The sequence below is a fragment of the Thiocapsa rosea genome (genome assembly GCF_003634315.1).
Taxonomy (GTDB): Bacteria; Pseudomonadota; Gammaproteobacteria; order Chromatiales; family Chromatiaceae; genus Thiocapsa; species Thiocapsa rosea.
In genome coordinates this window covers 3,327,856-3,340,416 of the sequence record NZ_RBXL01000001.1, presented here as the reverse complement: position 1 = coordinate 3,340,416, position 12,561 = coordinate 3,327,856, and the positions used below count along the sequence as shown (strand labels likewise).

Here is a 12,561-nt window from a genome sequence, read left to right as displayed (position 1 = left end):
AGGCCTAGCCGGCGGCAGACGAGGATTCGGCCGCGCCAAGGACGTGCTCGGGCCAAAGCTCGCGCTCGATCAACGCCCGCGCCGTCGTGGTCTCGAAGGATGCCATCAACTTCCGAAACTTGGATTCGAACCCCCGCCGCCCGAGACCCTGATGCAGCCGGATCTTCCAAGACAACCCAAGCTCTGCCGGCAGATGGTCAAACTCGTCCGGGTCGAACTCGTAGGGGTGGCAGTACAGCGTGAAGACCCGATTCGCAGCCAGCGAGCGAGCGACGCTCCAACGGATCAACGGCCAGGGCAGGAGACGATGATAACCCCCGCCCGACACCGGCAAGACACGCCCGAAGAGCCTCAGCGTCGCCGCCGGAAGCTCCACCAAACGGCGGCCCGAGGGCAAGGTCACACGCACCGGATGCGCCGGCCAATGCGCCCGTCCATGCCGATAGGTCGGCGACGGAAAGATGCTCGAGTCATAGACGAAGCCCTCCGCGGCCAGGATCTCGAGCGGCCAGTCGCCCGCCGGCCCGAGCGAAAAGTTCGGTCCCCGATAGCCCAAGACCGCCTGCCCGATCAGGTCCTCCAACTGCGCCTTGGAGCGACGGACATCCTCGCGGAACGCGTCCGGCGTTTGCTTGTAGATGTTGATATGGCCGAACCCGTGCGAGGCGACCTCATGGCCCTCGCGCGCGATCCGCCGCACCGTATCCGGAAACATCTCGGCAAATCGCCCGAGGACGAAACAGGTCATCTGCCGTCCCTGCTCCGCCATCAGATCCAAAAGATACTCGGTGTTGCGACCCGCACGCGGATAGAGCGGCAGGTCGGTACCGAGCGTGGACTGCGCCCAATCCTCCACGTCGACAGACAAAACGACAGGCATGGATCCCAACTCCCCTCGCACCGGCTCCAACCCCAAAGAATACGAATCGCCGGGGTAGGGGCGACTTAAGTCGCCCCTACAGCCCTACCGCAACCCCCACAACCACCCTCTCCCCCGAGGCCACCGACACCAAGCGCGTGATCCGGCCGCCGTCGGCGAGCTGGATGTCGACCGGCACCCGGACCAAATCGCGCTCGCTGCCGTTGGTCAGGGTCACCCGACCAGCCTCATGCGTGACCCGGACCACCGCGCTCGATGGACTCAGCACGTCCCGCCAATAGACACCGATCCCGTAGACCGTATCCAGATACAGATCGCCCCGAAACCCGCCCAAGGCATGCCGCAGAAGCGCCTCCGTCAATCGCGCGCAGGCGGTGCCGTCGAACTGACGCAGATGCTGATGACACATGAGGACCATCGGGATCCCCAGCCGGTGCGCACGGTGCAGCCAGAACCTCAGCATGTCGAAGTGATGGATATGCTGCGGATCCCCGGGATAACGCGCGGTCAGCTCCACCAGGCGCGTCTCCGCAGGATGATGAGGCGGCGGCTGGCGCAGGGCGTTGTCGCTCGGACGGATGTCCGATCCCGAGGCGACCTCGCAACCGGCGGCCTCGACCGCCGCGGGCGTGTAGGAATCGTTGCCCCGTCCCGGCTTCGCCCAGGATCTCGGCACGAAATCCAAACAACGCCGGAACCAACGCTCGGCCTCCAGGATGTTGTCGCGCTGATCGCCGAACGACCCCTTATCCTCGCCGAGCCAGGGATAGTCGCCCTCGCCCGGCCGCGCACCGGCCTTCCATCCGTTGCCGGGCGCCCCCGCGGTGTCGGTGTCGTAGTGCAGATGCCCGTGATTGCCGAGCTCCATCACATAGGGCCGCTCGGACTCGACCGGGTAGGGGCTGGCGTGACGCAGCTCCACATGCTCCCGCATCCAGGCGATGAACCGCGGGATCTCGTCCGCCCCGCGGTCCACGCCGTAATGGGCCGCCCACTCCCGTGCCGCCGTCTCATCGAGCGTCAGCCGGGTCGACATAAAGAGGGTTTGAGCGATCCCGTAGCGTGCGCCCAACGCCAAGGCAACCTCCAGACCCTCGATCGACTGAAAGGACGAGGTGTCGTAGAGATCCATGTCGCCCCGCCACGCAAAAGCGGCTCGGCGGGCCCCCGGATAGCGCCGAACGACCACGGACCTGATCTCGGCCGAGTCGATCGCGCGCGCACCCTCGTGTGCGATCCGGATCGACCGCTGCTCCCCGTCCCAGGACACCTTCAGCTCCGCTGTTCCGGCACCCGTCACCTCGACCGGTGTCACCACCCAGGTCAACCGCGCCGCAGCGCCCGCAGACAAAGGCGGCAGGGTCCGCACCGCCGCATCACCCAGGCCAAAACCCGAGGGCACAACCAGCTCTGCCCTCACCGACCACTGAGTCGGCACCAACGTATGGTTGCCGATGATCAGCTCGATCTCGAAGGGCACGCCCAAGGGCAACAGACCCAGCCGATACGCGGGATCACGCTCGACGAACGGCGCCTCCAAGGTCAGGGTCAGGTCGGGATGGACGGAGGGCGCCGGAAAGCGTGTGACCCCGGGCGAAGCGGGGCTGCGCAAACCCTGCAGGTCCAGCCGTGCGGGCAATCCGGTCAGCACGCCCCGTTCCCGAGCACGGGCGACCAGCTCGAGACCCAGAAAAAGCAGCGCCGCGACCGCGAGCCCTACCGCCCCGACCCCGCCGAGCCCCAAGAGCACCAGGCTCGTACCGGCCCCGGCCAGCTCCAGCCACGCGCGCCGGACATGGGTACGCTTCTCCAACAGCTCCCAAGTCAGATTCGCAAGGTACATCACCCAGCCCGCGCGATATGGCGCGAGAAACGCCAGTCGAGTCGCCACCAGCCAGGCAGAACCCAAGACACCGGCGACGAGCAGCACAAAAGCCGCAAGCGTCATTGCCCGGCCCCATAGCGGCCGCACCCACAAGGTAGGGGCGGCTTCAGCCGCCTACCCCACACCGACAAAAACCACCTCACCCCCACCAAACCTCCCCCCACCCGAAAAACCCTCACGACAACCCCAACGGATCCCAAACCGCCGGACGTTCCCCAACCGGTCGCACCAGACTCTCCAACACATCCGCATACCGCGCCAAAATCACCTCCTGCGCCAAATTGGCCGTCACGAACGCCCGTCCCGCCTCACCCATGCGCCGACACGCCGCGGGATCATCCGCCGCCTCCCGGATCAACCGCGCCAACCCCGCATCATCCAACCCCGCGACCAGCCGCCCCGCCCCCTCGCGCGCGATCAACGACGCCTGCACGCCGCCCATCGCACCCAGAATCGGCTTACCGGCCCCCATGTAATCGATCAACTTGTTCTCGAAATAGATATGGATCAACGGGCTATGAAAGAGCGTCATCAACCCCGCGTCCGCGCCGGCCAAGATGCCCGGGACCTGCGACTTGGGAACCGGGTCATGAAAATGAACGTTGCCGAGACCCAGCGCGCGCGCCAACGCCATCGCCGCAGGCTTCGTCTGACCGCTCCCGAACAGATCGATCCGGATATCCGGCCGATCCCGCAGATGCATCGCGGCGCGCACAATGACATCGATGGCGGTGACCTCGGTGTGTGCGCCGGTGTAAACCGCGACGAAGCTGTCTGCCCAGCCGTACCTATCTCGGATAGCTTGGCGCTCGCCTAACGCCTCCCCAAAGGCCACCGAATCGCAACCGTTCGGGAAGAGATCCAGCCGTTCGGCAGGCACGCCCTTACCGAGCAGCTCAGTTTTGATACCGGGCGTGAGACTGACGAGCCGATCGGCTCCGAAGTAGATGCTCCGTGCCATAACTTGCAAGGGCGCGGCCTGCCAAGGGGCAATCGCCTTCTTTGCAACGAGTGCATCGGGCCAAAGATCACGGATCTCCAAAAGAAAGGGTCGTCTCCAACGGCGTGCCAACCGAAGTGCCGCATAGCCGGAAAACAGCGGTTGAATCGTCGCCATCACAACATCCGGCGGGCTCATCCGGCTGCCGTAACGGTGAGCTGACCAGGCGAAACGCCCGTAGGTCGCAAGTCTGTGATATAGGCTCGTCCGGAGATTCCTCGGAGCCGGGAGCCGATGCACCTTAACGAAGCCTCCGGATTCATCTTCGTACCACTCCGACTGCTCGTCCTGCTCGTTATAGGCATTGAAGTCGCAAGCGATGACATCGACCTGATGACCGCGCGCGGCAAGATACTGAACAAGCGCTCTGGGCTGGACAGGCCCCGGCGCATCCGGCCCCGCGAAAAATTGATGAAGATAAAGGATGCGCATTACTGCGGCGCTCGTCTGATGAGTACAAATGCGCACAGGAGAGCATCGCTGTGCTCGAAGAACTGCGCTCGCCGAGGATATCCGCTGCTTCTAAAGATTGTCCCAATCCCCAAGAGTTTGTTGCCAGCCCCCAATGTTCTTCCACCTTTCAGGGACCTTGAGATCCGGATTGAAACGCGCCACGGAATAGAAGCGCTTCAGCGGTGCCCAAGCAGGCACCTCCAATAGGCCCGAGCGACGTAACAGATCCACCTGGGTCGACGACGACACCACCGCCGACAACGCATCCACGCCCGCAGCCCCCAGTTCTTTGGCAACAGACTTCACGAGCGCGCCTGCGATCTCGTCGGATACTGCCGCAATCTCCATCAGGTAGGCCATCAAGAGCGAGCTGCGCATCTCTTGCGTGGTTATCGCCACGGCAACACAGGTCGAGTCCTTGGCGTGCGCCTCGAAGAAACGATAGGATCGACCAGCCGGGACCTGCCCGTAACGCCAATCCAGCCAGCGTTTACTTCGACCCAATCGGACGCCTGGATTGCGCCGCGCGTGCTGCTCGAAAACCGCAACCCACTCCGCCCCGGGTGCCCCGACCTCTATTACCTCCACTTGCGCAGCGTTCGAACGTGACATCAACGCTTGAACCGCACCCGCTCCGGCCCCGGCGAGATGGCCGATCAGGGGAACCCGCTCTCCGCCTGTCATCCGGGGTCGCAGCAGACGCATGAGCAGTCGGCGGCGCCCGAGATCCACGTACCCCATCTTGACGAACCCGGGCCGTGACTGATCGTTCGGCATTGTTGTCACGAAGGCGGCACCGCGTCGCCATGCAGCCGCCTCGCAAGCCTCTATCAAGCCGGTAAATATCCCCTGGCGTCGGAAATCGGGATGGACGGCTACTCCGGTCAGCATCCCTCCGAGAAGTGCCTCCGGACCATCGACATAGGGGAAGAGGTTCATCGGCTGTACCCCAACGATCCGATCGCGCACCTCCGCTACCATGAACCCGTGAGCATCGGGCGAGAAAGCCAGAGACCACCAGTCATAGATTGCCGCCGAGGTAGCGTCAGCGCCGTAGGTTGCCTCCAGGACGTCGCGTACTCCTTTGGCATCCTCAGGCTCGCAGAGCCTAATCCGATACGAGGGCAAAGTTCCGGCATTCATGTCGCGAACAGACTCCATCTAAGGCACAGGGACCAGCGGCTGAGTCGCCCCATCCACGCCGCATACCGCGGTGGCGGCTTCAGCCGCCCGCCCCATCATTGGCACTTGGCGGCTGAAGCCGCCGCTACCCCGAACGGGCATCGTTCGCAAGACCGGCCACCCAAAAAATCACTCGCTCGTGACACCCGCTCTGCGGTGTCACGCATGCCCTTGGCGCTCTGCGCCCCGTGCCACGATGGACGGAGTTACGGGCAACGCCCCTCGAACGCTTGGCGGCTGAAGCCGCCGCTACCTCGAACACTTGGCGGCTGAAGCCGCCCCTACACAACCCGCAGGGTCGCCCCCGCGGGCACATCCACAAGCCGCATCAAACGCCCGCCTCCGGCCAACTCGATCTCCACCGGCAACCCCCTCAACGCCCGATCACCGCTGTTCTCCACGCTCACGGCGTCTCCATCCACCTGCACCCGCACGCAGCGGGTCTGCTCGCTCAGCACATCGCGCCAATAGCGCCCGACCGCCGTCAGGGTGCCGCAATAGACATCCCCCTCGGTGTCCGCCAAGACAGAGCGCAACAGCTCCGCGGTCAGGTTGTAGCAGGCGTTCCCCTCATACATCACCAAATGATGATGCGCGAGATAGACCAGCGCCCGACCGTTGCGCCGCGCAAAGCCCACCCAGAACTTCAACATCGCCACCTGTGCCGCGTTCACCGGGTCGCGCGGCAGCATCCGCGTCAGCTCCACCAAACGCCCGCAACCGGCAGGATGATGCTCCGGCGGGAAGACCAAGAGCTTCTGAAACTTGGTCGCATCCGTCTCGGTGCCGACCTGGATCCCGGCGGCCTCGACCGCCCGTGCCGTGTCCTTGTCCACCACGTCGCTCGGAATCGTAAAGCTGGCCGGTCGTACCCCGATCGCCGCCTCGATCACCTCCGAAGCCTTCAGGATGTTGTCGCGCTGCTCCGTGAAAGAGTCGCACGGATACTCACTCAGCCAGGGGTACCGGCCCTGCCCCATCCGGGCATGCGAAAGCCACCCATTCTCCGGCGCGGCCGCGGCATGCGTCCCGTAATGCAGAAAACAGTGGTTCCCGATCTCCGCTGTGAGACGCCGCTCGCCCCGGGTCGGAAACTCCTGCTCCAGGGACGTATCGACCTCCTCTCGAAGAAACCGCGCGAGATCGGGGATCTCCCCGCTGCGCCGATCCCAGCCGAACTGGTTGCAGAACGCCTCATGCTCCTCCTGAACCAAACTGAGCCGGGCCGACAGCATCACCGTCGTCGGCATGCGGAACCGCGCCGCCAACCCGAGCGCAATCCGCAGCCCCTCCGCCGACTGAAAGGTCGAAGGGTCATGGAGATCGTGATCGCCACGCCAGACGAAGGCTGCGCGCGATCCGAACCTCCAGCGGGTGATCGCCGCCTTCCGCACACGGCTCGACCCCGGCGAGGGAACGGATCCGATCCGCAGCGTCCGTTCCCAGGACCAATCTCCGTGCTCGACGCGCACCTGAACCGCCCCGCCGGATCCGACCTCCCGCGCCTTAATCGCAAAGGCGCAACACAGCACCTGGCCGGGCTCGGGGGCAGACAAAGGCCGGCGCTCATCCATCGTCACCGACAGGTCCGCACAGGACGTCCCCACCGAGACACGCAAAGGCAACTGCGGCCGCACGGTCCCCGGATTCAACACCAGCAGATCGAAACCCTGCTCAGTACCCCGGGGCCAGTCACCGAGCGCGTAGTGATCGCGCATCCGTTCCAGCACGGGTCCCCGCAAGCTCACGATCAGACGCGGCACCGGCAGCGGCACCCGCCCCCGCAGCGCCGCAAGCTGTCGCGCGGGGAAATCGGAGCGCCAGCGCAGATCCACCAGCAGCGCCCCCGCCCAAGCGGCCCCGAGCACCAAGGCACCGACCAGTCCAACGGCCGAACCGGCCAGGCCCCAAAGCCCGAGCGGCACCAGCAGGAGCAGACCGAAGTCCTGCTTCGCGCGCGCCAGACCCAAGCGCCGTTCAACCGTTTCTTGCACCACGTTGGGGATCAGCATCAACCAACCGATCCGATAGGGCGCAAGAAAATAGCACTTGCCCAACAAAAAGACATAAGCGAACCCTGCCACCACCATCCAGGCCAGCCCCGATACCATCATATCCAACGCCGATCTCCCGACCATTCATCCGCGACAACCGAGGAGCCATGCCCCATCCCCTGCCGCACCACGCCCTTTTCCGTGTCCTTCCGTGTGCTTCCGTGGCAAATTACCCAGAGTCTGCGGAAGCCCCGATCGTAGGCATCCCCTGCGCCCTCACCCAGTCATCGATCGCGGCACCCGTCGCACACCAAGGCCGCAGAGCCGCCAAGCGCTCCAGCAACTGCTCATACACCCACTGCCAATCCCGATACTCGGGCTCATCAAAATAGTTGTTGTGCCACAGCAGCGACACCAGCCCACCCCGCTCGATCACCGGCTCGATCGCTGCCCATGCCAGCTCCAGCGCATCGCGACCGCTCGAACGCAGATGCCGAAACAAGGTCCCGTCCATCACCGTCAGTGGCAACACCGTGAGATCCAGCTCCCGTCCGGTCGCTGGATCCACAGGACGAAACGGAAAAAACCGATCGTCACGCGCCCCCGGACGATCCGGCCAACCGAAGGTGGCGTCATAGCGAAAGCCCGCGGCCTCCTGTGCCAGCCAGGTCTCCGGAAAGGAGAAGCGCAACAGATGATTGCGAATACCCTGGACCTCGACCCCAAAGGTCTCGCCCACCATCTCGCGACTCTCCCGATATCCGGCCGGATCGTTGAACCGGTAATAGCCACCGTGAACACCCAACTCCCCGCCCGCCTCGGAGACCATCTGCACAATGCGGCGTAGACCCGGTGAGCCAAGACGATAGCGCGGCCCGTGCCGACTCCAGTAGGGATCATGCAGGATGAAGAAGGTGGACGGAAAACCATAACGCGCTTCGATCTCGAGGATAGTGCGCACATCGTCGCCGGTCTGTTTGGGTTTGAACAAGGAGCGCAGCACCCGAGCCCCTGCCAGCCGAAGATTGCCGGGTTCACCCTGTCTCAGGATACGGCGGATATGATTCAGGTCGGCCAGAATCCGAAACAACTCCCGATCGTGAATCTGGTCGATATCGTGGGAGAGAAACACCGCGAACGGGGCATTCTCAGGCCAGTCACCTCTTGCCGAAATCATGGTGTAGCCTGTTCCTTGCGCCGGGCAACGATCAGCAGATTGAATGGCAGCAGGATCGGCAACGGTACCGCCTTCCGTTCCAGCACATCAAACCAGGGGCCGATATCGCGACTGAAGCGATAAGCGTCAAAGCCGACTTGGCGGCCTCGGTCATACTGAGTGATGTTGAAAAAGCTTGGAAAGACATGCTTCAACGCCATCCCAAGGCTCATGCCGTCGAGTTGATGTCCCGATTTGGCCCTAGCGGCAAGTTTAAGGAGCGCCGTGTGGCCGATTTCAATCGGGACGCTACAAACCAGCAGCCCACCGGGCCGCAGTACACGATGGATCTCGGCGATGGCCTTCAGGCGATCGACGGGAATCAGATGCAGTGTCTCGAAAGAGACGACGATATCAAAGGAGCCGTCCGGAAGCCGAAGATCGCGAGCGTCGGCGGTGATGACCTCCTCCCCCGGATGGGCCGCCTGAAACTCGCGCGTATGGTTGTCGTAATAGTTAACACTGACAAGCCGGTCTGACAGTGGCTTCAGAAACGGCAAGCCAATACCATCCGCCGCGCCAATATCGAGCATGTCACGACGCATTGCCTCGTATGCATAACGTTGGACAGCATCGGCGGCCGCGCGAAACCGGGCAAAACGTTGCCAGGCTAAGTATCCCCCGCCTTTGAGAAGGCGTTGGCTGTAGGTTTCTCTTGTCTGAGCTGTTTGATTCATTGTCTGACCTACGCCCTGGTGGCGCATTCCTCCATAAAGGCAAGCATCCGGCGGGCGCGATCATTCACATCAAATTCCTTAGAGCGTTCTAGTGCCGCTGAAGCCATAGCTGTGCGCCGTCGCGGATCGTCGCGCAGTTGGATGATCGCGCAACGGATGGCTTCCACATTCATCGGATCGATACGAATGGACATGCTCTCGTCCAACACATCATCGTTGAACGCCCCGATCGAGCTGATGATGGGTAAACCGCAAGCCATGGCCTCAACCAAGGCGTTGCAGGAGCCTTCGATCAGGGTCGGCAGGACAAAAACATCGCATGCCGCCAGCAATTCGGGGATCTCCTCGTGGGGGACGCGGCGGCAAAGGGCGGTGTTCGACGCGCTGGGCGGCACCGGCCCCGAGCCGGCAAAGACTCCCGCGACGCCTTCCAGCCCTTCAATGGCCGCCCCCACACGTACGATTCCTTTCTTTTCCAGAAAATTACCGACCGCACCCACCAAGAACTGATCCCGGGGTAACCCAAAGCGTTCGCGCGCTACGTGCCGCGCGAGCGGTCTGAAGGCTGAGAGATCCGTGCCGTTGGGAAAGACCCCGATCCGATCGGCGGGCAGACCGAGCTCCTCGATCAAGGTGCCTTTCAGCGCAGAAGAATTTGCCAGAAATCCACTAGCCGGCCGCAATCTTTCCCGCGCGTGGGCAACACCAAACTGACGCACCGTCCACAACTCCCCTTCACCAACGCACGGAAAGGCCGGAATGTCCAAGCCTTGTCCAAGTCGGACAACTGCAGCGCCGGACAGGTAAAGAAAGTGACCATACAGTGCATCCGGCCTGACCTGATAACGGCTCAGGACCCTTCGCACGGCAGCAGTGAAGCGGTGCAGTGTCATGCGTGACGGACTCAACGGACCCATAAACGCATAGGACTCACGCGCCGAGACCGACAGGAAGCGCGGACGGAAGATCTCGACCCGCGCATCATGACCTGCGTCTTCATAGGTTCGAGCCGGAAACCCGTCTGATCGCCATGCCTCGTGGACCGCGACCGGCTGGATCACGGTACAGCGAACACCCTGACGCGCAACTGCATGCGCGAACTGACGCACGAAGGTTCCATGCGTAGGACAGGCCGGCGCCGGGTAGTTGCCGGTCACGACAGCCAAGTGGGCCACGCCTTGTTCCGAGGCTGAACTCACTTGGCAAGAACCCGTTCATAGAGCTGGATCAGGCGCCCTTGGTGCTTCTCCCAGTTGTACTCAATCTCGAAAAGCCGCCGACCCGTCGCCCCAAGTTGACGACGCAGACCAGGGTTGTCCACGAGGGCTTGGATCTTCTCCGCGATGGCCTCGGCGTCGTCGGGCTGCACCACCAAGCCGCAGCCCGCATCCTCGACAAAGGTCTTTAAGCCCGGAAAGTTCGAGCACAAGACCGGAATACCGGCCGACATGTACTCGACGATTTTCACCGCGTTCTCGCCGGGATAATAAAGAAAGCCCTGAAGCGGCTGGTACAAGGCGAGCCCGACATGCGCCCGACTGTAGTAGCGGTGCAGCTCTGTCCAGGGCACACGACCATGCAGGACCACACGCGGCTCGGCCCGCAAGGCGTCCATCAAGGCGCTGTCGCGGCCCGCGCCGATCACGTGCAATCGTAACTCCGGATAAGGCAATCGCCTTATCGCCTCCAAAGCTACACCCAATCCCCTCTCCCTAGTCACTCCACCAACATAAATCAGGTTAAACGTCTCTTCTTCCTCGGCTTGAGCCGGTGGCGTGAAATCCAGCCGCGGGTAATTCCCAAGGATCACCGGCGCACAAACCGCGAACTTTCCCGCCAAATGCCGATCGGCGACGACTACGCCATTAAATGCAGTCGCGGCATAACGCTCGAACCACCACCAAGTCGCCGGGAACCAACGCGCCAACCAAGCGCGCGTGCGCAAACGGTCCTTTAGACTGGCCTCGTAATCATCATGGACATCATAAATGACTCGGCGGCCTAGGAGCCTCAGAACAAGACCAGCAGGGATCAGGTCCGGATCATGGATGTGAAACAGCGGATACCCGCTCCGATAGGCTCCAATCAAAACTTCTAGCGACCGCGCCATAGACGAAAGTTTCGCGCCTGCGGCAATACGAGGCGTTGCCCGTAGCTCAATACCTTCAAATACGCCGTGCTCGTAGGCCGGCCCCATCACGAGACTTTCAAACCCCCCGCAGTCCGCGGTTCGCGCCATCAAATGCAGGATGCGATTGTCCGTGATGGCATGTCGAGTCGTCAGCTGCACAACGACCGGTGGCTTGATGGCGTATGAAAGGTGAGGCATATTGATCTTGAGCGAATACCAATGGTCGGCTTTTGTCGCATGGATGGGCGATCGGCCATAAGACGCCTTGACCGCAGCCGGGAAGCTCACCGGCAGTTCGTCGACGCCGGCCATGATCGGCAGAAATGCCGGACCAGCCACGACGCCATCAAGGTCCAAACCAACTTGCAGGCCGTTTAACCCCTGACGGAGCGACTTTGCATTCTCGACCCTCAATCGTCGATAGCGCTCAAGCCCATTCACACTCATCAAAGCACGCGCCGCCGACAGCTTGTAAATCGGCTCCGGTCGTAAATCATAGTGTGGGCTCTTGCAGACCGAGAATTCATAGGAGGTCGGTAGCCGATGCGACTGTCCGGCACCGATGGCAAGGCGCGCTGACTGCTTGAGGATCCGACCGATACCCATAAACCAGAGTCGGTAGAGCGCCACCGTGCACAATAGCCGGCGTGACATACTCGCGATGGCAACAACCGGCGCGTCCAACGGGGATTCCCTCGACACCGCAACCCCCCCACCCATGACGCCCGGGCAGGTTTTGTCGTTGAAGCTGAACAGAACCGCCCGGTTTCTTTCAGGCCGCACAGGAGAGTCCGGGACCAAGTTCTGACACTCATCGGCGACGACGAAGATTCCGGGATTCGCTCGCACCAGCGTCTCCGCCTCCGGAGTCATCACCGGGACCGAGCCGAATTGAGAACAGAGAACAAGCACTGCATCCCGGTTCCGACCGATCATCAGCTCCAGTGATCTCCACTCCGGCATACACTGCATATTGGTGGGATACTCCACCGTCTCGAAGCCTGCCTTCCGACACGCTTCTCCAACGACGTTACACACGTAATCCGGCACATAAGCGACGCGAGCCTCCGGCATCCGAAGCCGTAAGACCTCCATGAGCCCACTCAAGGCCGATCGTCCACTCTTATAGAGGTATATGCGGAC

General features: G+C 62.6%; 9 protein-coding genes. All 9 read right to left on the bottom strand.

Going from position 1 to position 12,561, the window contains the following annotated elements; translation table 11 throughout:
- Positions 1-4: 4 nt before the first annotated feature.
- Positions 5-880: a polysaccharide deacetylase family protein gene (locus BDD21_RS14995; RefSeq protein ID WP_120797826.1), complete on the bottom strand. Its 876-nt coding sequence runs from the start codon at positions 878-880 to the stop codon at positions 5-7.
- 76 nt (positions 881-956) lie between these two features.
- A complete protein-coding gene (locus tag BDD21_RS14990) occupies positions 957-2,828 on the bottom strand; it encodes a hypothetical protein (protein ID WP_120797825.1) in 1,872 nt (623 codons plus the stop codon).
- 112 nt (positions 2,829-2,940) lie between these two features.
- Complete coding sequence (locus BDD21_RS14985; RefSeq protein WP_120797824.1) at positions 2,941-4,197, bottom strand: glycosyltransferase family 4 protein; 1,257 nt, start codon at positions 4,195-4,197, stop codon at positions 2,941-2,943.
- 90 nt (positions 4,198-4,287) lie between these two features.
- On the bottom strand, positions 4,288-5,361 hold the full coding sequence (locus BDD21_RS14980; protein WP_170164769.1) for a GNAT family N-acetyltransferase: 1,074 nt from the start codon (positions 5,359-5,361) through the stop codon (positions 4,288-4,290).
- Positions 5,362-5,681: 320 nt separating this feature from the next.
- Entirely contained in the window at positions 5,682-7,520 is a 1,839-nt protein-coding gene (locus BDD21_RS14975; RefSeq protein ID WP_147431098.1) for a hypothetical protein, read from the bottom strand.
- A 103-nt stretch (positions 7,521-7,623) separates the two neighbouring features.
- Entirely contained in the window at positions 7,624-8,571 is a 948-nt protein-coding gene (locus tag BDD21_RS14970) for a polysaccharide deacetylase family protein (RefSeq protein ID WP_120797821.1), read from the bottom strand.
- Positions 8,568-9,287, bottom strand: a complete 720-nt coding sequence (locus tag BDD21_RS14965; RefSeq protein ID WP_170164768.1) for a class I SAM-dependent methyltransferase — start codon at positions 9,285-9,287, stop codon at positions 8,568-8,570. Before BDD21_RS14965 ends, BDD21_RS14970 begins: the two co-directional genes overlap by 4 nt.
- Before the next feature lie 8 nt (positions 9,288-9,295).
- Entirely contained in the window at positions 9,296-10,396 is a 1,101-nt protein-coding gene (locus tag BDD21_RS14960; RefSeq protein ID WP_170164767.1) for a glycosyltransferase, read from the bottom strand.
- Between the two features lie 86 nt (positions 10,397-10,482).
- On the bottom strand, positions 10,483-12,513 hold the full coding sequence (locus BDD21_RS14955) for a glycosyltransferase family 4 protein (RefSeq protein WP_170164766.1): 2,031 nt from the start codon (positions 12,511-12,513) through the stop codon (positions 10,483-10,485).
- Positions 12,514-12,561 lie beyond the last annotated feature (48 nt).

Bases quoted from the DNA above. Each gene is read 5' to 3' on its own strand.
- BDD21_RS14985 (WP_120797824.1), bottom strand. From the start codon at position 4,197: ATGCGCATCCTTTATCTTCATCAATTTTTCGCGGGGCCGGATGCGCCG.
- BDD21_RS14995 (WP_120797826.1), bottom strand. From the start codon at position 880: ATGCCTGTCGTTTTGTCTGTCGACGTGGAGGATTGGGCGCAGTCCACG.
- BDD21_RS14990 (WP_120797825.1), bottom strand. From the start codon at position 2,828: ATGACGCTTGCGGCTTTTGTGCTGCTCGTCGCCGGTGTCTTGGGTTCT.
- BDD21_RS14965 (WP_170164768.1), bottom strand. From the start codon at position 9,287: ATGAATCAAACAGCTCAGACAAGAGAAACCTACAGCCAACGCCTTCTC.
- BDD21_RS14970 (WP_120797821.1), bottom strand. From the start codon at position 8,571: ATGATTTCGGCAAGAGGTGACTGGCCTGAGAATGCCCCGTTCGCGGTG.
- BDD21_RS14980 (WP_170164769.1), bottom strand. From the start codon at position 5,361: ATGAATGCCGGAACTTTGCCCTCGTATCGGATTAGGCTCTGCGAGCCT.
- BDD21_RS14955 (WP_170164766.1), bottom strand. From the start codon at position 12,513: ATGGAGGTCTTACGGCTTCGGATGCCGGAGGCTCGCGTCGCTTATGTG.